The following is a 22,583-nucleotide window of genomic DNA, read 5'->3' on the forward strand; positions in this document are numbered from 1 at the left end:
CCGACATGCATAAAACACAGCCCTACTACACAACACACATCGAAGACTATATGAAAAAATTGTATCATTCATTTTCTATCTTTGTTCCAGAACAGATTGACATGATGACAATTGCTCAAAAACTAAATATATGGGTACATTTTGCTCCATTCGGAAGTCGTGCTATTTGTAGAGATAATTTACCCAGTATTATAATCGATAATCGAAACACAATTTATCAGCAATGGGAAGATTTTGGTCATGAACTTTGTCATGTGCTATTCCATGTAGGAAATCAACTATACGTGCCGAAATTATTTTTAGACTATCAAGAAGCAAAAGCGAACAATTTCATGCTGCAATTTTGTATTCCAACTTTTATGTTAAGGACACTAGACTTCCCTGAAACAAGAAAAGAAGCAATTCAGCTCATTGCAAAAACTTTTAATGTTTCACTTCACACTGCGGAACGACGTTTTATACATTATGAAAATCAGCTACTTACTAGCCATCTGCAGAATGTTTTTTCACAAACATGCATCATTACACACTAAAAGCCCAGCTTTAATAAACTTTACATAAACTAATATAATTTCTAATACCTACTTTTCGTATAATTAATAATAATTAAGGAGGTAACTATATGAGAACCGCAATCTACCTAAGAAAATCTCGTGCCGATCTTGAAGCCGAAGCACGCGGCGAAGGTGAAACTTTAGCAAAACACCGCTCTACCCTGTTGAAAATTGCCAAGGAAATGAACTTAAATGTTTTAGCTGTTCGTGAGGAAATCGTTTCTGGTGAGAGTTTAGTGAAACGACCTGAAATGTTAGCATTGCTTGAAGAAATTGAAGATAATAAATATGATGTTGTTCTTTGTATGGATATGGACCGTTTAGGTCGTGGTGGTATGAAAGAGCAAGGAATCATTTTAGAGACGTTTAAACGCTCGAATACGAAGATTATGACACCTAGGAAGACTTATGACCTTAATGATGAGTGGGACGAAGAATACAGCGAATTTGAAGCTTTTATGGCACGTAAGGAGTTAAAGATTATTACACGCCGCATGCAACGCGGCCGTGTCGCTAGTGTAGAGGCTGGGAATTACCTTGGTACGCATGCACCATTCGGTTATGATATACACCGTTTAAATAAGCGAGAACGTACTTTAACGATTAATTCAGAAGAAGCTTCTGTTGTAAGGATGATATTTGATTGGTATGCAAATGAGGATATGGGCGCTAACGCAATCCGAAGCAAGTTAAATGATCTTGGATACAAAAGTAAGCTAGGTAATGATTGGAATCCTTATAGCATCTTGGATATATTAAAAAACAATGTTTACATCGGAAAAGTAACATGGCAAAAGCGAAAAGAAGTAAAACGGCCTGATGCTATAAAACGTAGCTGTGCAAGACAAGATAAATCAGATTGGATTATCGCTGATGGAAAACATGAGCCTATCATACCCGAAAGCTTGTTTGAACAAGTACAAGAAAAATTAAACTCAAGATATCACATTCCCTACAATACGAGCGGAATAAAGAATCCATTGGCTGGTATTATTAAATGCGCTAAATGTGGTTACAGTATGGTACAACGTTATCCAAAGAATCGAAAAGAAACGATGGATTGTAAACACCGTGGCTGTGAAAACAAATCAAGTTATACTGAATTAATTGAGAAACGTTTACTCGAGGCATTGAAAGAATGGTACATCAATTATAAAGCTGATTTTGAAAAACATAAGCAAGATGACAAATTAAAAGAAATACAAGTTATTCAAATGAATGAAGCTGCATTACGCAAGCTTGAAAAAGAATTAGTGGATGTCCAAAAACAAAAAAATAATTTACATGATTTATTAGAACGTGGCGTTTACACAGTCGATATGTTTTTAGAACGTTCGAATGTAGTTTCTGACCGTATAACTGAAATTACTTCCACTATGGAAAACGTAAAGAAAGAAATTAAAACCGAAATTAAGAAGGAAAAAGTCAAGAAAGATACAATACCTCAAGTGGAGCATGTTCTTGATCTGTACTTTAAAACAGATGATCCCAAAAAGAAAAACAGCCTCCTAAAGTCGGTTTTAGAAAAGGCTGTTTATAAAAAGGAAAAGTGGCAAAGGCTCGATGATTTCGAACTTGTGCTTTACCCTAAGCTCCCTCAAGATGGCGACATATAAGCGTTTATGCTTTGTCGTCACCTTGTTGGTGTAATTAGATTTACCCCATTTAATCCTAAAGCATCATTCGTCGAAACCGCCAATACGACAGGCTTGCCATTTCTTAACGTCGCTTTTGCTGCCATTAGTACTGGAGAGTCTGTCATTGCATTTGCAAATTTACTCATAGAATTTCCTGTTAAAGGAGCGATTACCATGCAGTCTAATGGAATTTTAGGTCCAAGTGGCTCTGCTCCAACAATTGAATTAATTGCTTTAAAACCTGTTATTTCTTCAATCTTCTTAATCCATTCTGCACCTTCTCCAAATCTAGTATTTGTTGATTGAACAGTGTATGAAACAACGGGACGTACTTCTGCCCCTTCAGCAATTAATTTTTCTAAGTGCGGCATAACTTCCTCATACGTACAATGTGAACCCGTAAATCCGAAACCAATTCGTTTCCCCTTCAAACTCATTTCTTTTCCTCCTCCTTTGCAATTGCATCTGCTGCTAATAACTGAGAAAGAACATTTGCTAAAATTTGCCCAGCCGTTTTTGGAGCAACAATACCTGGTAATCCAGGTGCTAGCAACGCTTTGACTCCTCTTTTTTCCGCATATCTAAAGTCAGTACCGCCTGGTTTAGAAGCTAAATCAATCACTAACGTATGAGCTGGCATTTTTGCAATAACATTCGCTGTTACAACGAGGTGCGGAATTGTATTGATTACAATATCGATATTTCCTACTTCTTTCTCTATGTCTTGCATATGAAAAGGAGAAAACATCATTTCTGTAATACGTGCAATATGTTCAGATCGTCTTGCTCCAACTTTGACATGGGCTCCTAATGATTGAAATGCTCTCGCAACACTCATTCCTGTTCTACCAAATCCTAGAACCATTACATTGGACCCATGAATTGTATAGTCGGTATGTTGAATTACCATCATTAAAGTACCTTCTACAGTTGGAATAGAATTGTATATTGCTACATCATCACGATCAAATAATTTAACAAGTTTTCGGTTCGTAGTAGATACGAGATTTTCCAAGTAAGGTGTACCAATACCTGAATATATAGTAAAGTGTTCTGGTGTATTTTCAATTTGTTCTTTCGTTATTGAAACTTTTTCATTTGAAAAAATAGTATCTACTTCTCCTTTGGCATTTGTACCTGCAACCGGCAAAATAATTGCGTCTACAGAAGTGAAATCTAAATTTTGTATACTTTCTTTTGCTGCCCCTGTGAAACCATGATCTAACTGATCAAACCCTATCAAAGAAAGTTTCGCATCCAATTCAACTAGCTTACGAATTACTTCTAGCTGCCTTGCATCTCCTCCTATGACAGCAATATGCATCTCAGTCAACATTCCCTAATTCACCTTCTTTTTCCGTCATTTATAAGAAAAGTGCCTACTTTTTCTTTTTCCTCCACATCATATGTAATGTACGAGTTTATGGTGATTGAAAATCCAAATGCACATATGATTTATCAGGTTTCTATGTAGATACAAAAAAAGATGACCAAAATGGCCATCCTTCACTCCGAATTTGAACGATCTATACTATCACAAAGAAGCATATCATGTCCGACTTTCTTTATTTGACTCCATGCCACCCTTACTTCTTGTGGTTCCTTTTTAAAACCTCCCCACTTCCCTACAGGTATTATAAGTGTTTGTATTTGTCCGTCTTTCTCATTAATCTCTAAATCCATATAACCTAAGACTCCCATTTTTTCCGCTTTTTCTATATCTACAACCTCTTTACCACTTAATTCACTTAATCGCATACATACTCCACTCCCTCTACTGAATTTTTCATTTGCATTGTCTATAATTAGTACCTATTCTATATGTATAAAAAAAATAACCTTCTCTCATTTAAAAAGAGAGAAGGTTATTATCAGATGCATTATAAAAATCGATTATAGTTTTATTCCTTTTGGAAGTTTTCCGTCTGGACTAATAAGTGCCGCAGAGAATTCATCAGTAAACATGTTGCGAATTAATCCGTCCACATTTTCTTTTGTTACAGTGTTTACACTTTCAATAATCTCATCAAGTGAACGATGCTTACGAAGAAGCAATTCATTTTTACCGTTACGGCTCATACGGCTATTTGTACTTTCTAAACTTAACATTAAGTTTCCTTTTAATTGCTCTTTACTATTCATAAGCTCTTTTTCTGTAATACCTGTATTTTTCAATGTCTCTAATGTTTCTTGCATTGTGTCATACAGTGTATCTAATTGTTGGCTACCAGTTCCGCCATACAGTGTTAACATGCCTGTATCTTCATAAGAAGAGTGGTAAGAAAATACTGAGTAAGCTAACCCTCGTTGCTCACGTACTTCTTGGAATAAACGGCTACTCATACTACCGCCTAAAACGTTATTTAATACAATTAAGTTATAAATATCTTCGTGTCCCATTTGTAAGCCTTTATATCCTAAACATAAATGAGCTTGTTCTGTTTCCTTTTTACGTGCTACCTTATTAAAATGGAAAATTGGGCTATGTACTTGTTCACGGTTTGTTGTTCCTTCATAACTACCGAAATATTGCTCTACCGTTTGTAAGAAGGCTTCATCAATATTTCCTGCAACTGAAACAACGACATTTTCAGGTGTGTAATGATCCTTAATATATTGACGTAGCGTATCACCTGTAAACGTATCAAGCGTTTCTTCTGTTCCTAAAATAGGATATCCAAGCGGATGCGTTTCATATGTTGCTTTCGTTAACATATCATGCACAATATCATCTGGAGCATCTTCGTACATTTTAATTTCTTCACATACGACATTCTTCTCTTTTTTCAGTTCTTCCTCATCAAATGTTGAATTAAAGAACATATCTGCTAATACATCTAAAGCATATTTAGCATGCTCATCTAGCACTTTTGCATAGTAACATGTATATTCTTTTGAAGTAAATGCATTCACTTGACCACCAATGCTATCAAATGATTCTGCAATCTCTCGTGCACTACGTGTCTCTGTCCCTTTAAAGAACATATGCTCTAAAAAGTGAGAAATCCCATTATTTTTTTCATTTTCATTTCTTGATCCCGCATGGATCCAAATACCAATTGCAACCGATCTTACAGTTGGTATATTCTCCATAACTATTCTTACACCATTTTTACAAGTATATTTTTTAATCAAAAACTTTCCTCCTACTGCCAGTTTCTCTAAATAAAACGCTATTATTTAATGATAACAAGTTTAAGGATGAATGTCATGCAAATGTATTTAATCCACACGTTTTTCATCCAGTAATTCAGTTATATTCCCCACTTTATATCCTTGTTCCTTCAATTTTGTAATCATTATATCTAAAGCCTCTGCTGTAGACGAAGTAGGATGCATTAATATGATAGCACCTGGATGTATTTTTCTCATTACTCTCTGCAATAGTACATCTGGCTCAGGTCGCTGCCAATCAATCGTATCTACAGTCCACATAATCGTTCCCATTTGAAAATCATCTGCAATCTTTACGACTTCATCTCGAAAGCTTCCACTCGGCGGGGCAAACCATCTTACTTTTTGATTCGTTGCTACTTCTATCATTCGATTTGTTTTTTGTAACTGATCTCGTATTTCATCTGAGGATAACGTTTTCATATTAGGGTGTGTGTATGAGTGATTTCCAACTTCTTGTTTTGCATCGACAATCATTTTTGCAAACCGCAAATTTTCTTTCACCCAACGTCCTTCTAAAAAGAAAGTGGCCTTCACATCATGCTTTTTCAATATCTCTAATATACGTGGCAAATACTCATTTCCCCATGCCACATTTATTGTTAATCCTACCATCTTTTTATTTGGATGCCCTCTATAAATTGGAGCTGGTGATAAATCTTCCAAATGAACACTCGGTGAGACTTCTTTGAATTCAAGATATTTTTGATCAAATTCCTTTAGCTTCTTCATATTATTATACGATGCTTCAATATCCACTTGTCTTCCATTATATCCAGGTGTTGCCTTCCATATTTTATCAATCATCGCATTTTGAGGTGCAATCTCATACTGTTTTGCATGCTTTTGAATTTCTTCATGCAAGTTATCTTGTGCAAAAACAGAATAAGAGCCTAAACTGACATATAAAGAAAATATACATATGTATGCCAATATACGAACTTTCATATAAACCCTCCCAAATTAACTATATAAAAACATTTTCTTCTTATCTTTGTTAATTTGAGCGTTATAATGAAAACTATACCTATACCGACATAAAAATATATGAACATCATGTTTTTTACATAACAAAAAAAGCCAGTTTAACTGGCTTTTACTTATTGCTGCTCTTGTTTGTCTTCTTCTTTAGCAGCTTCTTTTTCTTGCTCTTCTTTTAGCAATACTTTTCTAGATAGATTTACGCGACCTTGCTTGTCAATCTCGATAACTTTAACTGTAATTACATCACCGATTTTCACAACGTCTTCTACTTTACCTACACGTTCAAGTGCAAGTTCAGAAATATGAACTAATCCATCTTTACCGCTGAATAATTCAACGAAAGCACCGAATTTCTCAACACGTTTCACTTTTCCTTCGTAGATCTCACCTACTTGTACTTCGCGAACGATATCTTCGATAATCTTCTTAGCTTTGTCGTTCATTTCTTGATTTATTGATGAAATGAATACTGTACCATCTTGCTCGATGTCAATTTTAACGCCAGTTTCTTCAATAATTTTATTGATTTGTTTACCGCTTGGTCCAATAACGTCACGGATTTTATCTGGGTTAATTGTCATTGTAATAATCTTTGGAGCGTAAGCTGATAATTCAGTACGTGGCTCTGCAATAACAGATAGCATATGATTTAAAATGTGCACACGACCAATTTTCGCTTGTTGTAATGCCTCTTCTAAAATCTCACGTGATAAACCATCGATTTTAATGTCCATTTGCAGTGCAGTTACACCTTGTGCTGTACCCGCTACTTTAAAGTCCATGTCACCTAAATGATCTTCCATACCTTGAATATCAGATAAAATTGTGTAATGCTCACCAGATTTAACCAGACCCATTGCAATACCTGCAACTGGAGCTTTAAGTGGAACACCCGCATCCATCATTGCTAAAGTACTACCACAAATACTTGCTTGTGAAGTAGAACCATTTGATTCTAACACTTCAGATACAAGACGTACTGTGTATGGGAAATCTTTTTCAGATGGAATTACAGGCTCAAGAGCACGTTCTCCTAGTGCACCGTGACCAATTTCACGACGACCTGGTCCACGCATCGGTCTTGTTTCACCAACACTAAATGATGGGAAATTGTAATGGTGCATAAAGCGTTTTGATTCTTCTACACCAAGACCATCTAAAATTTGCACATCGCCTAATGCACCTAATGTACAAATGCTTAATGCTTGTGTTTGTCCACGTGTGAATAAACCAGAACCGTGTGTACGAGATAAAATACCAACCTCTGATGCTAAAGGACGGATTTCGTCACCTTTACGGCCATCTGGTCGAATTTTTTCAACTGTAATAAGACGACGTACTTCTTCTTTTACAATTTTATATAAAATCTCATTTACTTGTCCTAATGTGTCAGCATCAGCTTCCTCAGCTTCGTAATGCTCAATAACACGCTTTTTCACTTCGTTAATTGCATCTTCACGTGCATGTTTCTCATGTACTTGAATTGCTGAATGCATATCTTCTTCAGCCATTTCACGTACAGCTTGATTAAGATCAGCGTTAACTTCATAAAGTTTCACTTCTGATTTCTCTTTACCTACAGCTTGTACAATCTCTTCTTGGAATGCAATTAAACGTTTAATTTCGTCATGACCAAACATAATTGCTTCTAACATTGTTTCTTCAGGCACTTGATCTGCTCCTGCTTCAACCATGTTAATCGCATCTTTCGTACCAGCTACAACTAAGTGGATATCACTTTGTTCTTGCTGTTCTACTGTTGGATTAATAACGAATTCGCCATTAATACGACCAACTGTCGCACCAGCGATTGGACCTTCAAATGGAATATCTGAAATCGATAACGCTAATGAAGAACCAAGCATAGCTGCCATTTCAGAAGAACAATCTTGATCAACACTCATTACAATGCTGACAACTTGTACTTCGTTACGGAAACCATCTGCGAATAGCGGACGAATTGGACGGTCGATTAAACGACTTGCCAAAATTGCTTTTTCACTTGGACGACCTTCACGCTTAATAAAACCGCCAGGAATTTTTCCGACTGCATATAAACGCTCTTCATAGTTTACTGTAAGTGGGAAAAAATCTACATTTTTAGCTTCTTTTGATGCAGTTGCTGTAGATAGAACCGCTGTATCGCCATATCTTACTAATACTGCTCCGTTCGCTTGTTTTGCAAGCTGACCAGTTTCAACTGTTAGCTGGCGACCAGCTAAATCTATCGAGAAGACTTGCTTTTCTTGACTCATTTAAGTACCCCTCTCAATTTAAAGTATTCAATTCTTCTATGTAAATGGATAGTATATCACAATATTCTACCTCTAGTATTGCCTAAAATTAAGTAAGCTATAAAGCGTAGAAGATATATTTTTACCTAACAAAAAAGCGGGAATATTCCCGCTTCTTTGACTATCGACGTAAGCCAAGCTTTGTGATTAATTCACGGTAACGTGTGATATCGCTATTACGAAGGTAAGTTAGTAAGTTACGACGTTTACCAACCATCTTTAATAGACCACGACGTGAATGATGATCTTTCTTGTGAGTACGTAAGTGCTCGTTTAGAGTGTTAATTTGCTCCGTTAGGACAGCAATTTGAACCTCTGGAGAACCAGTATCAGTCTCATGAGTTCTAAATTGTGCAATGATTTCATTTTTACGCTCTTGTGTTAAAGCCATCCTATTTCACCTCCTATTAATTAAACCCCCAATTACCTAGCAAGCGTCGGTGAGTCGCAATGCCAAGCAATGGTTGTCATAAAGTACATAACATAGAATACTACTTTTCATTTGAAAAAGCAAGTATATTCTTTTCGCTCGCAAAATATTCTTGTGCTGTTTTCTTATCTTTTGCGATTTGTTCAACTAACTCATCAATGCCATTAAATTTTTTCTCTTCTCTTATACGCATATGCCACTCTACTGTAACATTTTGATCGTATATATCTTTGTTAAATTCAAATAAGTGCACTTCAATTGATAATTGAGGCTCATCTTCTTTAAAAGTCGGTTTATATCCAATATTACATACACCATCGTACCATTCATCGTGAACTTTTAATCTCACTGCATAAACACCTACAGGTGGCAATAAATACTCATCACTTAAACCTACATTAGCTGTTGGAAAACCAATTTGACGCCCACGTTTGTCGCCGTGTATAACTGTTCCCGCTACAGTATAGGCTCTACCTAAAATAGATGGAATTTGCTCCATTTCGCCATTTCGAATTAACTTTCGTAATGCTGTAGAACTTACTTTCTCTTCTTGAAATTCAACTTTTTCAATCACAGTCTGTGTAAACTCCCCTCTTGCATGAAATGGTAAAGTCTCCATCTTTCCTTTTCCTAAACGTCCATATGAATAATCAAACCCTGCTACTACATGCTTTACATTTAAACCAATAATATAATCATCTACAAATTGTTGCGGTAATAACCCTGCAAATGATTCATCAAATTTAATCACATATAATATATCGATTCCCAAGCTTTCGACTATTTTTTCTTTATCGCGCATTGGTGTAATATACTCCACATGCGCATCCTTTTTCCCTAAAACAACAGATGGATGAGGATGAAATGTCATAACTGCACTTTTATATCCTCGGTCGTCCGCTATTTTTTTCGCAGTTCGAATTACACATTGATGCCCTAAATGAATGCCATCAAAAAATCCTAATGCCATTACAGTAGGTGGTAATTCTAATTTATTTTGTTCATGTGGATGAGTTAAATGAATAAGTTTCACGCTTGAATTCACCTTTTTCTGTAATAATCCTTCCAATAATTCATTATAGCTTTAGTTCTTGATTATTCACAAGTACTTTCATCGGCTTTAACATGCCAGGATGTTTCGGATGATGTTCATAAATTGCTAAGCAACGATCATTTTTATCAAACACTGTAATAAATGGTGCTGTTATTTCTAATTCATTCTTTAAGAACATACCATTTTTAATTTTCTCTGCTTGCTTTTCATCTACAACCATTTTTGGAAACTTACTTAATGCTTCATCAATTGAAATGAAGATAGACTCTACTGTTCCATTTTGCACGTTTTCTTCAATTTCTTCAAATGATATGCAATCTTCTAATAAAAATTCACCAGATGCCGTTCTTATAAGATGAGACATATGTGATGGGAAACCAAGTTTCTCCCCGATCATTACCGCTAACGTTCTTACATATGTTCCTTTACTACACGTTACACGGAAACGGAATGAAATATTTTCTCCTTCAAAAACTTCACGATCATCAAGTAATACGAACTCATGAATCGTAATTGTACGAACTGGACGTTCCACCTCTTGTCCTGCTCTTGCATATTCGTATAATTTTTTCCCGTTTACTTTTACAGCCGAGAACATTGGTGGCATTTGTTCAATCGTGCCTGTTAATTCAGCAAGAACTTTTTCTACTTCCTTACGAGTAATAGCACGATCTACATTTTTCGTTTCAACAACCTCACCAGAAGCATCTTCAGTTGTCGTTGAAAATCCTAATGTTACTTCACCTTCATATGTTTTCGTTTCACTTGTTAAAAATTGTGCAATTTTTGTTGCTCTTCCGACGCAAATTGGTAATACTCCTGTTACATCTGGGTCTAATGTTCCCGTATGGCCAATTCTCTTTTCTCGCAATACCTTTCTTAATTTAAATACACAATCATGTGATGTCATGCCTTTTGGCTTATGTAATAATACTACACCTTCCATATATGTTCACCTCATCATAATTCTTTCGTAGTAAATATCCAAAACTTATTTTGCATTGAAAAAATGGATAGACAAATGTCTATCCATTATTCTTCACGTTTACCGTCTTTATTAATTTCATGTAAAAGTGTATCAATTCGATGACCATATCCGATAGACTCATCAAACTCAAAGGTAATTTCCGGTGTTTTACGAAGACGAATACGTTGGCCAATTTCTGAACGAATAAAGCCTTTTGCCTTCGCTAAACCTTTTAACGTATTTTCTTTCTGTTCTTCGTCACCTAAAACAGAAATATATACTTTGGCAATTTGTAAATCACCACTCACTTGTACATCTGTTACTGTAACAAATCCAATACGTGGGTCTTTAATTTTACGACTAATGATGTCGCCTAATTCTTTTTTCATTTGCTCGCCTACACGGTTTGCACGTAATTTCATAACTCTTCACCTCATTCAATACCATTCCAATTGTGTTATCGTACGTTCAATTTCAGGAAATGAATCAATGTACTCCAGTACACGATTCATTTCTTTTTCACAGATAACACGATTTGAGGATACGGAAACAATCGCAATTTCTGTACGTTGCCATACATCTTGATGCCCAACTTCAGAAACAGCTACATTATAGCGCTGTTTCACACGAGTTAGCACTCGTTGCAAAATTGCCCGTTTCTCTTTTAAAGAATGTACATCGTAAATCATACACTCGAATGAGAGTGAAGCGACAATCATCGCTTCACTTCTTCCATAACATATGCTTCAATGATGTCCCCTTCTTTAAGGTCATTATATCTCTCAATTGTAATACCACACTCATAGTTTTGTGCAACTTCTTTTACGTCGTCTTTGAAACGTTTTAACGTATCAAGTTGTCCTTCAAAAATTACTATACCATCGCGGATAATACGAACGCCACTATCGCGTGTAATTTTACCGTCAATTACGTAACAACCTGCAATTGTTCCAACTTTTGTTACCTTGAATGTTTGACGAACTTCCGCTTGACCGATTACTTTTTCTTCGAATTCTGGATCAAGCATACCTTGCATTGCTAATTCAATTTCTTCGATTACTTTGTAGATAATGCGGTGTAAGCGAACATCAACGTTCTCTAATTCAGCTGTACGCTTCGCGTTCACATCCGGACGTACGTTAAATCCAATTACAATTGCATTAGATGCAGAAGCTAAAATAATATCAGATTCTGTAATCGCACCTACACCAGTGTGAATGATTTTAACTTTTACGCCTTCAACATCAATTTTACGAAGTGATGCTGCCATCGCTTCAACAGAACCTTGTACGTCTGCTTTTACGATTAAGTTGATTTCTTTTACATCGCTCTCTTGGATTTGTTGGAATAAATCTTCAAGGCTTAATTTAGATTTCTCACCACGTTGTGCAACTAACGCTTCTTGTGCACGTGATTCACCGATTTGACGAGCTTTCTTCTCATCAGCGAATGCCATGAAACGATCTCCAGCCTGTGGTACTTCATTTAAACCTGTAATTTCAACAGGAGTTGATGGACCAGCAACTTTTACACGACGACCAATATCACTTACCATTGCACGAACACGTCCGAATGAAGTTCCAACAACAATTGGATCTCCAACTCGAAGCGTACCGTTTTGAACTAATAATGTCGCGATAGTTCCTTTACCTTTATCAAGTTGTGCTTCAATTACAGTACCCGTTGCATAACGATTTGGGTTTGCTTTATATTCTTCTACTTCACTTACAAGAAGGATCATCTCTAGCAAGTTGTCAATGCCTTCGCCTTGAATTGCAGAAATTGGTACGAAAATTGTGTCTCCGCCCCAAGCTTCTGGAACTAATTCATATTCTGTTAATTCTTGCATTACACGATCAGGATTCGCCGCTGGTTTATCCATTTTATTCACAGCAACAATAATTGGTACTCCAGCTGCTTTTGCATGGCTAATCGCTTCAACTGTTTGTGGCATAACACCGTCATCAGCTGCAACAACAAGGATTGTAATATCAGTTACTTGCGCACCACGAGCACGCATCGTTGTAAATGCCGCGTGACCAGGCGTATCTAAGAATGTAATTTTCTTATCATTTACTTCAACTTGGTATGCACCAATATGCTGAGTAATTCCACCAGCTTCGCCAGCAGTTACTTTTGAATTACGAATAGAGTCAAGTAATGTTGTTTTACCATGGTCAACGTGTCCCATAATCGTAACAACAGCTGGACGCTCTTTTAAGTTTTCTTCATCATCTTGCTCATCCATGAATGTTTCAAACTCAGTTTCACTTACCACTATTTCTTCTTCTACTTCAATACCGTAATCAGTAGCGATTAACTCAATTGTATCTTTATCTAAATCTTGGTTAATTGTCGCCATAATTCCTAGCATGAAGAGCTTTTTAATAATTTCAGATGGCTCTTTGCTTAACTTTTTAGCAAGTTCACCTACTGTAAGGCTTCCAGAGAAAGTAATTTTATCTGGTGTTTCTACTATTTGTGTTTGTTGTCTTCCAGCAAAGTTATCTTGACGTTTGTCTTCATTTCCTTTGCCTTTTTTCTTTTTCTTATTGCTGTTCTTTTTACTGCGAACAACTTTCTCTTCTACTTCAAACTCATCTGCAACAGAAGGTTTTTCCGCTCCAGTGTTATATTCATTATCTAATTTATTTACTACTTCGTCTTCTAACATTGTCATATGATTCGAAACCTCGATATTCATCTCTTTAAGTTTTGTCATAAGATCTTTACTTGAGATATTATTTTTTTTTGCATATTCATGTACTCGAATTTTACTCATACCTTCACCCCCGGTAATTTGTATCGAGCATGCTACGTAGCTTTTTCGCAAAGCCTTCATCTAACACAGCTACAACGACTCGCTCGTCTCTCCCAATCGCATGCCCTAATTGTTGTCGATTTTCGACTTTTTTCATTGGTACGTTGTAGTACGTCGTTTTATCAGTGATACGTTTAGTAGTGTTCGCTGACGCATCTTCAGAAAGCAATACGAGCTTTGCTTTACCACTTCGTACTTCTTTTAAAACGAGTTCTTCACCCGAAATGATTTTTCGAGCGCGATTTGCTAGTCCTAAAAACGATTTCCAATCGGACACTTATTTCGACTCCTTCTCAACAAGCTCAAGAAGCTCTTCGTACAGAGAACTGTCGATTTTCGCTTTTAGATGATGTTCCAAAATGTTTTTCTTTTGGGCTTGTATAATGCATTCTTTATCTTTTGACAAATATGCACCTCGTCCTGATTTTTTTCCAGATAAATCAATAGACACTTCGCCCTCTTTGGAACGAACAATGCGAACGAGCTCTCGTTTTGATTTCATCTCTTGCGTCGCAATACATTTTCGTAACGGAACTTTTCGATTGCTCATACTCATCACCTCTATTCGATTTCGTCTTCAACTGAATCGAATCCGAATGCGATTACGCTATCTTCTTCTGTCACAATTCCAAGTTGTTTCGCATCAGACTCACTTTTAATATCAATTTTCCAGCCTGTTAATTTAGCTGCAAGACGTGCATTTTGTCCACGCTTACCGATAGCTAACGATAGCTGGTGGTCTGGAACAACAACAGTTGTTGCTTTTTCATCTTCATCTACAAGTACTTTAACAACTTGTGATGGGCTTAAAGCATTTGCAACATATTCAACTGGGTCATTTGACCAGCGAACGATGTCAATCTTTTCACCTTTTAGTTCATCAACAACACGTTGTACACGTTGTCCTTTCGGTCCTACGCAAGAACCAACTGGATCAACATCAATGTTTTCTGCATGCACAGAGATTTTAGAACGATCTCCTGCTTCGCGCGCTACAGAGCGAATTTCTACAGTTCCATCATAAATTTCTGGAACTTCCATTTCGAATAAACGTTTTAAAAGACCAGGATGTGTACGTGATACGTAAATTTGTGGTCCTTTTGTTGTCTTTTCTACTTTTGTAATAAATACGCGAATACGATCATGTGGCTTATATTGCTCATTTGGCATTTGCTCACTTACGGGTAATAAAGCTTCTACTTTGCCTAAGCTTACGTAGATGAAACGAGCATCTTGACGTTGTACAATACCAACCATAATGTCTTCTTCACGATCACTAAATTCTGAGTAAATAACACCACGTTCTGCTTCACGAACTCGTTGTGTTACAACTTGTTTTGCAGTTTGCGCTGCAATACGACCAAAATCTTTTGGCGTTACTTCAATTTCTAGTACGTCGCCATCTTGGTAGTTTGGATTAATTTGTCTTGCCTCTTCTACAGAGATTTCAAGACGTGGATCAAACACATTATCAACAACGTCCTTACGTGCTAAAACTTGAATTGTTCCCACTTCTGGGTTAAAGCTCACACGAACGTTTTGTGCTTGGTTAAAATTGCGTTTATAAGCAGAGATTAACGCTGCTTCAATCGCATCAATAATAATATCTTTACTAATACCTTTTTCTGACTCTAATACGAGCAAAGCATCTAACAACTCAGTGCTCATGAAGATCCCCCTTCTTACTAAAACGTAACAGCAAGTCGCGCATTTGCAACTTTATCCATTGGAATTTGGATTTCTTTTTTACGTGTTTTAATTGTTAATAGTAGTGTAATTGTAGTACCGTCGTAGGAAAGTAACTTTCCTTCAAACATCTTTTCGCCATCAATCGGCTCATATGTTTTAATTGCCACTTGTTTTCCTACCGCTTGCTGGAAGTCTTTCTCTTTCTTTAATGGGCGTTCTGCTCCAGGAGATGATACATCCAAAAAATAAAGGTGAGGAATTGGATCCTCTTTATCTAAAGCTTCGCTTAAACGTTCACTTACCGCACCGCATTCTTCAATGTCGACTCCCTTTTCAGAATCGATGAATACGCGTAAGAACCAGTCTTGTCCTTCTTTCACATACTCTACATCTACAAGTTCAAGATTTAACTCTTCAACGATTGGCTGCGCAAATGCTTCTACAACTTCTGTGACTTTCTTATCCATAAACAGCCTCCTTCCTGCCGCCATGTACCATTTACAAGAAAAGATCCCGTTCACAAAGACGGTCTATCTTATTCTTTCTCGTTAGCTAACAAAAGCCCCTGCCGTTAAGCAGGGAATATCTGTCTTAGTATTACCAAATTTAAGAAGTAAAACTTGTAACAAAATATGTATATACGACAGAAATGTCTTTACTATCTACATGAATAAAATGTAGATAGTAACACGAAAGAGTGGGTTTCCCCACTCTCTTTTTCACAAAATATACATGACATGGTTATCTCGGTTTATAGTATACCATAGCAAATATTGATTTGCAAAGACTTTTCCTACCTATTAGAACAGTGATAATTGGTTTTGATCCGGCAAATCTCCTAAACAACCTTGGCTATCTAAATACTCAATAATTGTTTTCGAAACCTTACTTCGCTGCTGTAAGTCTTCTTTTGATAAGAAGTCTCCATTTTTGCGCGCTTCCACAATACTTAAGGCTGCGTTCGTACCAAGACCAGGCACTGCATTAAATGGAGGAATTAAAGTATCCCCATCAATAATAAACTCAGTAGCATGCGAGCGGTATAAATCGACCTTTTGGAATGAATATCCACGCTCACACATTTCCAGTGTCATTTCTAGTACTGTTAATAAACTCTTCTCTTTCGGCGCTGCATCCAATCCTTTTTGAGCAATTTCATCAATTTTTACACGTATGGATGCTGAACCTTTCGCCATCGCCTCTACATCAAAATCATCTGCACGGACTGTAAAATATGCCGCATAGAATAAAAGTGCAAAATGTACTTTAAAGTATGCGATACGCACAGCCATAAGTACGTAAGCAGCCGCATGGGCTTTAGGGAACATGTATTTAATCTTCTTACATGAATCAATATACCAACCTGGCACATTATTACCTTTCATGTCATCTTCCCATTCTTCCGGTACACCTTTACCTTTACGAACCGACTCCATGATTTTGAAGGCTAATGATGGATCTAAACCTTGATAGATTAAATATACCATGATGTCATCACGACAACCGATAACTTCACTCAGCGTACATGTACCGTTATAAATTAACTCATTTGCATTACCAAGCCATACGTCAGTACCATGTGACAGCCCAGAAATTTGGACCAATTCTGAGAATGTCGTTGGTTTTGTCTCTTCTAACATCTGTCTTACGAACTTCGTACCGAATTCTGGGATACCAAGTGTACCTGTTTTACAGTTAATTTGTTCTTCCGTTACCCCTAACGTTTCTGGACCAGAGAAAATTTTCATTACTTCTGGATCATCCGTTGGGATTGTTTTCGGATCAATACCACTTAGATCTTGTAACATACGAATAACGGTCGGATCATCGTGTCCTAGTATATCAAGTTTCAATAAATTATCATGAATCGAGTGGAAGTCAAAATGCGTTGTTCTCCACTCAGCACCAATTGAATCAGCAGGAAACTGTATTGGTGAAAAATCAAAGATATCCATGTAATCTGGCACAACGATAATACCACCTGGATGCTGTCCAGTTGTACGTTTTACCCCTGTACATCCCGCTACTAAGCGATCAATCTCTGCATTTCGAATTGTTAAATTGTGATCATTTGCATAACCTTTTACATATCCATAAGCTGTTTTTTCCGCAACTGTACCAATCGTTCCAGCACGGTATACATAGTCTTCACCGAACAGTACTTTCGTATAGTTATGGGCACGTGGTTGGTATTCCCCGGAGAAGTTCAAATCGATATCGGGTACCTTATCTCCTTTAAATCCAAGGAACGTTTCGAATGGAATATCATGTCCATCTTTCACATATGCCACATTACATGTCGGACAATCTTTATCTGGTAAGTCGAAACCAGAGCCTACGGAACCATCATTAAAGAATTCAGATTGCTTGCACTTTGGACAGACATAGTGTGGTGGTAATGGGTTTACTTCTGTAATTTCCATCATCGTTGCAACGAACGATGAACCTACTGAACCACGCGAACCTACTAGATATCCGTCGACTAACGATTTTTTCACAAGCTTATGTGAGATTAAATAGATAACGGCAAATCCATGTCCAATAATACTTTTCAATTCTTTTTCTAAGCGAGCCTCTACAATTTCTGGTAGTTCTTCACCATATATACTGCGTGCCATTTTATAACTCATATCACGTGTTTCATCATCGGCACCCTCAATTTTCGGTGTATATAGATCATCTTTTACTGGACGAACATCACCAATTAATGACGCAACCTTTTGTGTATTCGTCACAACAACTTCTTTCGCTTTGTCTTCACCTAAAAATGAAAAACACTCTAGCATTTCATCAGTTGTACGGAAATGTACTGGCGGTAATGAATGTCGATTTAACGGATTGGCTCCGCCCTGCGAACTGACTAAAATTTTACGATACATTGCATCTTCTGGATCTAAGTAATGCACGTTCCCTGTAGCAACAACTGGTTTATCTAACGTCTCGCCTAGTTTTACTAAGTTAGAGATAATTGTTTTTAATTGTCCCTCATCTCGAACGAGTTCACGCTCTACTAAATGACGCAACACCTCTGGAGGCATTACTTCAATGTAATCATAGAACTGTGCAATTTCTTCTACCTCTTCAGGAGCTTTTTGCATCATTGCCTCAAACACTTCACCTTTATCACAAGCCGTTCCTACTAAAATTCCTTCACGATATTTTTTTAATAGTGACCTCGGTACTCGTGGTACACGGTAAAAGTAATTAAGGTGAGAATATGAAACAAGTTTATATAAATTTTTCAATCCAACATCTGATGTGGCAAGTAACGTCAGATGGCTTGGACGGCCACGCTTATACGCATCCCCTTGCCCCATGCTATCATTTAATTGATCGTGATATTCAAATCCCTTTTCAATTACGTCTTTCAACATTTTCACAAGTAAATATCCCGTCGCTTCTGTATCATAAATCGCACGGTGATGTTGCGTTAATTCAATATCAAGTTTTTTACACATCGTATTTAATCGATGATTTTTCATTTCTGGGAATAAGAATCGTGCAAGTTCTAACGTATCAATAACGGGGTTATTCGTTTTTTCTAACCCAGCCTTTTTAAAACCTACGTTAATAAATCCCATATCGAAGCTTGCGTTATGGGCAACAAGTGTATGGTCACCCATCCATTCCTCAAACTTTTTAAACACTTCGTCCACTTCTGGTGCATCAGTTAACATATCATCTGTAATACCTGTTAATTCAATAATCGTCGCTGATAATGGTTGATGTGGGTTTGCGAAAGATTCAAAGCGATCAATGATTTCGCCACCCTTTACTTTTACGGCAGCCAACTCAATGACTGTATCGTATACAGCTGATAAACCTGTCGTCTCAACGTCGAAAACAACATACGTTTCCTCTGCAAGTAAACGATGCGCTTCGTTATACGCTATCGGTACACCATCATTAACTAAATTCGCTTCTACACCGTATATAACTTTAACTCCAGCCTTTTTCCCCGCAGAATATGCCTCCGGGAACGACTGAGCCACAGCATGGTCTGTAACCGCAATAGCTTCATGTCCCCATTTACCAGCTTGGGCAACAAGCCTAGAAACAGGAGTAACAGCATCCATTTGGCTCATGGGAGTGTGAAGATGAAGTTCTACACGCTTTTCGCCTTCTGGCGCTTTATCTTTACGAGACGGACCTGTTATTTCATTAATATCATTCGCAATCATTACTAAATCTCGAACAAATGTATCGTTTTGGACTGAACCACGGGCTTTCACCCACATTCCTTTTTTCAAGGATTGCAGCATTGGAATATCTTCTTTGTCACGCGAGAACATTTTGATCATAATAGAATCCGTATAATCCGTTATTTTTAAAGTTAATAACGTACGTCCACTACGAAGCTCTTTTGTCTCTACATGGAAGACATATCCTTGAACCGTTTTTCTTCTTTCTTCATCTTGAATTTCTCGCATCGGTGTAATCTCTTCATCTGGCTTAATAAGATACCCGAGTGTAATCGGTCCTTCATACACAACGCTACTTTCTTCAGCTTGCTTCTTCGCCATTTCTTCCATAGCTTGTATAACACGCTCGCGGTCTTCTTGCTGCGTTTGCTCACGAAACTTTTGCATTTCTTCTGCATTTTGCTGTATATGTGTGTCTAACTGGAAACGCGGGAATCCAAAAGCTTCGTATTGATCCCCTACTGGTTTCGCAACGTTTTTCTTTAAAGCAGTAGACTCCAGCTCATTATTCACATTTATTAGCAACTTCACTCCATTCACCTGCGGAAGCTGTTTCTTTAAGTAAGCAAACATAGGTGAAAATGTAATTCGTTCCGTACAAAGCGGCCAATACGCCCTCACTTCTTCTTCTGTAAATTGTTTATTCTCTGTTTCTAATGCAAATGTTGTTCTTGCAATATGAGAAAATGATTGCTTAAGCTTTGTTTCTAGCAATTCATATAATTCTGTAGGCAAAATACGTGGCACTTGTAAATCAAAATGCCAACTTTTATTCGCTTTATCAATAACGAGCCTTTCAATACCACCGCCTTGTAAATATTGATTTATAAGGTCGTCTGGTATTTGCAACTGCTGGAGCAAAATTTGAAATCGCTCTTGTTGTTCATTTGTTAAAGACATAAGCACTCTCCTTCCATTTGCTATTATAAATTGAAACGTACTACAAAGAAAGATTTCTCACTTCTTCTTTTACAAAATACGTTTACAAAGAAAGAGAAGGTACCCCATTACGAGGTACCTCTTCTTATTTTAAAATATTTGCAATATATGTTTGAAGTTCTTCTACTTTTACTTCTTCAGACTCACCTGTAGCACGTACTTTCACTTCTACAATACCTTCGTCTGCTTTTTTACCAACTGTAACGCGAACTGGAAGGCCGAATAAATCTGCATCTGCAAATTTAACACCTGCACGTTCTGCACGATCGTCTAATAACACTTCATAGCCTTTTTCTTGTAATGAGTTGTAGATATTTTCACCCATTTCACGTTGTGCATCAGATTTCATATTTACTGGAATTACATGCACATGGAACGGTGCTACAGCTTTCGGCCAAACTAAGCCGTTCTCATCATTAAACTGCTCTGCAATTGCTGCCACTGTACGAGATACACCGATACCGTAACAACCCATAATAAGTGGTTGTGTTTTCCCATTTTCATCTAGGAATGTTGCGTTCATTGCTTCACTATAACGAGTTCCTAATTTGAATACATGACCAACTTCAATTCCGCGTGCAAAAAGAATTGTTCCGTTTCCGTCTGGAGATTGGTCTCCTTCTTGAATAAAGCGTAAATCTGTATACTGACTTACTTTAAAGTCACGTTCTGGATTTACATTTACATAATGGAATCCTTCTTCGTTCGCTCCTGAACATCCGTTAACAATTGATGCTACAGCATGGTCAGCGATAATTTCGATATCACCTGTTACACCAATCGGTCCTAATGAACCAACTTCACAATTTAATAATTCTTTTACTTCCTCATGAGAAGCAAGCTCAACAACTGAAGCGCCGTATACATTTTTCACTTTTACATCGTTTACTTCGTGATCACCACGAACAAGTACAACTACTAATTTCTCATCTACTTTAAATACCATAGACTTAATACACTTGTCAGCTTCAATGTTTAAGAATGCAGATACTTCTTCAATCGCTTTTTGATCTGGCGTTGCAACCTTTTCAAGTGCCATTTCCGCTTCGTCACTCTTCGTATACGTAGCTACAACAGGAGCCATTTCAATGTTCGCTGCATAATCAGATGTATCAGAGTATGCAATTGTATCTTCACCAACATCAGATAATACCATGAATTCATGTGTATCTTTTCCGCCCATTGCTCCAGAATCAGCAATAACTGCACGGAAGTTCAAACCACAACGAGCAAAAATGTTAGAATATGCTTTGTATAAGCGATCGTATACTTCATCTAAGCTCTCTTGTGTAGCATGGAAAGAGTATGCATCTTTCATTAGAAACTCTCTTCCACGTAATAAACCGAAACGAGGTCTTTGTTCATCGCGGAATTTCGTTTGAATTTGATATAATGTTAACGGTAATTTTTTATATGATTTTATTTCATCACGTACAAGATCAGTAATTACTTCTTCATGCGTCGCTCCTAAAGCAAACTCACGAGCGTTACGATCTTTCATACGCATTAATTCAGATCCGTAAGAATACCAACGACCTGATTCTTGCCATAATTCTGCAGCTTGCATAGCTGGCATCAATAATTCCACAGCTCCTGCGCGCTCCATTTCTTCTCGAACGATACGTTCTACTTTGTGTAATACTTTTAACCCAAATGGTAGAAAACTATAAATACCAGAAGCATTTTGACGCATAAAACCTGCGCGAAGTAATAATTGATGACTCTTAATTTCAGCATCAGCTGGAACTTCACGTAATGTAGGACTGAATACCATACTTTGTTTCATTTATTTGCACCTCTTCATTTTACTCTTACACGCAGTAAAACCCCTCACCTCG

19 protein-coding genes and 1 pseudogene are annotated in these 22,583 nt (G+C 37.1%); 2 read left to right on the forward strand and 18 right to left on the reverse strand.

Translation table 11 applies throughout. The annotated features are described in order from the left end of the window. Nucleotides 1-5 precede the first annotated feature (5 nt). Both MHI26_RS19620 and MHI26_RS19625 read left to right on the forward strand, forming a co-directional pair. Nucleotides 6-533: an ImmA/IrrE family metallo-endopeptidase gene (locus MHI26_RS19620; RefSeq protein ID WP_061666373.1), complete on the forward strand. Its 528-nt coding sequence runs from the start codon at nucleotides 6-8 to the stop codon at nucleotides 531-533. 89 nt (nucleotides 534-622) lie between these two features. Continuing rightward, nucleotides 623-2,170: a recombinase family protein gene (locus MHI26_RS19625; RefSeq protein ID WP_061666372.1), complete on the forward strand. Its 1,548-nt coding sequence runs from the start codon at nucleotides 623-625 to the stop codon at nucleotides 2,168-2,170. Between the two features lie 32 nt (nucleotides 2,171-2,202). On the opposite strand, the pseudogene dpaB reads toward MHI26_RS19625, so the two are convergent. From dpaB to MHI26_RS19715, 18 genes and pseudogenes are all read right to left on the reverse strand, one after another. After that, a pseudogene (gene dpaB, locus MHI26_RS19630) lies at nucleotides 2,203-2,628 on the reverse strand (dipicolinate synthase subunit B); the annotation flags it as partial. After that, nucleotides 2,625-3,527 carry a dipicolinic acid synthetase subunit A gene (gene dpaA / locus MHI26_RS19635; RefSeq protein ID WP_000954735.1) on the reverse strand — a complete coding sequence of 301 codons (903 nt, stop codon included), beginning with the start codon at nucleotides 3,525-3,527 and terminating at the stop codon, nucleotides 2,625-2,627. The gene dpaA and the pseudogene dpaB, both read right to left, overlap by 4 nt. Before the next feature lie 170 nt (nucleotides 3,528-3,697). Then, entirely contained in the window at nucleotides 3,698-3,949 is a 252-nt protein-coding gene (locus tag MHI26_RS19640; RefSeq protein ID WP_001239759.1) for a YlmC/YmxH family sporulation protein, read from the reverse strand. A 135-nt stretch (nucleotides 3,950-4,084) separates the two neighbouring features. Continuing rightward, a complete protein-coding gene (locus MHI26_RS19645; protein ID WP_000592988.1) occupies nucleotides 4,085-5,326 on the reverse strand; it encodes a M16 family metallopeptidase in 1,242 nt (413 codons plus the stop codon). Nucleotides 5,327-5,413: 87 nt separating this feature from the next. Beyond that, entirely contained in the window at nucleotides 5,414-6,313 is a 900-nt protein-coding gene (locus tag MHI26_RS19650; RefSeq protein ID WP_000868223.1) for a polysaccharide deacetylase family protein, read from the reverse strand. 152 nt (nucleotides 6,314-6,465) lie between these two features. After that, nucleotides 6,466-8,604: a polyribonucleotide nucleotidyltransferase gene (gene pnp / locus MHI26_RS19655; RefSeq protein WP_000076753.1), complete on the reverse strand. Its 2,139-nt coding sequence runs from the start codon at nucleotides 8,602-8,604 to the stop codon at nucleotides 6,466-6,468. A gap of 160 nt (nucleotides 8,605-8,764) precedes the next feature. Beyond that, on the reverse strand, nucleotides 8,765-9,034 hold the full coding sequence (gene rpsO, locus MHI26_RS19660) for a 30S ribosomal protein S15 (protein ID WP_001229392.1): 270 nt from the start codon (nucleotides 9,032-9,034) through the stop codon (nucleotides 8,765-8,767). A 100-nt stretch (nucleotides 9,035-9,134) separates the two neighbouring features. Further along, nucleotides 9,135-10,106 carry a bifunctional riboflavin kinase/FAD synthetase gene (gene ribF, locus MHI26_RS19665; protein WP_061666371.1) on the reverse strand — a complete coding sequence of 324 codons (972 nt, stop codon included), beginning with the start codon at nucleotides 10,104-10,106 and terminating at the stop codon, nucleotides 9,135-9,137. Between the two features lie 43 nt (nucleotides 10,107-10,149). Next, the gene (gene truB, locus MHI26_RS19670; protein ID WP_000399366.1) at nucleotides 10,150-11,073 is read right to left on the reverse strand and encodes a tRNA pseudouridine(55) synthase TruB; all 924 of its coding nucleotides are present in this window, start codon (nucleotides 11,071-11,073) and stop codon (nucleotides 10,150-10,152) included. A gap of 86 nt (nucleotides 11,074-11,159) precedes the next feature. Then, complete coding sequence (rbfA, locus tag MHI26_RS19675; protein ID WP_000776437.1) at nucleotides 11,160-11,516, reverse strand: 30S ribosome-binding factor RbfA; 357 nt, start codon at nucleotides 11,514-11,516, stop codon at nucleotides 11,160-11,162. Nucleotides 11,517-11,531: 15 nt separating this feature from the next. Beyond that, nucleotides 11,532-11,813, reverse strand: coding sequence for a DUF503 domain-containing protein (locus tag MHI26_RS19680; protein WP_000634349.1), 282 nt, complete (start codon nucleotides 11,811-11,813; stop codon nucleotides 11,532-11,534). After that, the gene (gene infB, locus MHI26_RS19685) at nucleotides 11,810-13,876 is read right to left on the reverse strand and encodes a translation initiation factor IF-2 (RefSeq protein WP_000036346.1); all 2,067 of its coding nucleotides are present in this window, start codon (nucleotides 13,874-13,876) and stop codon (nucleotides 11,810-11,812) included. Before infB ends, MHI26_RS19680 begins: the two co-directional genes overlap by 4 nt. Nucleotides 13,877-13,880: 4 nt before the next feature. Further along, the gene (locus MHI26_RS19690) at nucleotides 13,881-14,192 is read right to left on the reverse strand and encodes a YlxQ family RNA-binding protein (protein WP_001286522.1); all 312 of its coding nucleotides are present in this window, start codon (nucleotides 14,190-14,192) and stop codon (nucleotides 13,881-13,883) included. Then, a complete protein-coding gene (gene rnpM / locus MHI26_RS19695; RefSeq protein ID WP_000071123.1) occupies nucleotides 14,193-14,465 on the reverse strand; it encodes an RNase P modulator RnpM in 273 nt (90 codons plus the stop codon). A gap of 11 nt (nucleotides 14,466-14,476) precedes the next feature. Beyond that, complete coding sequence (nusA, locus tag MHI26_RS19700) at nucleotides 14,477-15,583, reverse strand: transcription termination factor NusA (RefSeq protein WP_000102598.1); 1,107 nt, start codon at nucleotides 15,581-15,583, stop codon at nucleotides 14,477-14,479. A 17-nt stretch (nucleotides 15,584-15,600) separates the two neighbouring features. Beyond that, nucleotides 15,601-16,071, reverse strand: coding sequence for a ribosome maturation factor RimP (gene rimP / locus MHI26_RS19705; protein WP_000359095.1), 471 nt, complete (start codon nucleotides 16,069-16,071; stop codon nucleotides 15,601-15,603). 333 nt (nucleotides 16,072-16,404) lie between these two features. Continuing rightward, nucleotides 16,405-20,706: a PolC-type DNA polymerase III gene (locus tag MHI26_RS19710; protein ID WP_000059996.1), complete on the reverse strand. Its 4,302-nt coding sequence runs from the start codon at nucleotides 20,704-20,706 to the stop codon at nucleotides 16,405-16,407. 124 nt (nucleotides 20,707-20,830) lie between these two features. After that, on the reverse strand, nucleotides 20,831-22,531 hold the full coding sequence (locus tag MHI26_RS19715; protein ID WP_000814295.1) for a proline--tRNA ligase: 1,701 nt from the start codon (nucleotides 22,529-22,531) through the stop codon (nucleotides 20,831-20,833). Nucleotides 22,532-22,583 lie beyond the last annotated feature (52 nt).

This window comes from Bacillus sp. FSL K6-1218, from assembly GCF_038006445.1.
Taxonomy (GTDB): Bacteria; Bacillota; Bacilli; order Bacillales; family Bacillaceae_G; genus Bacillus_A; species Bacillus_A thuringiensis_S.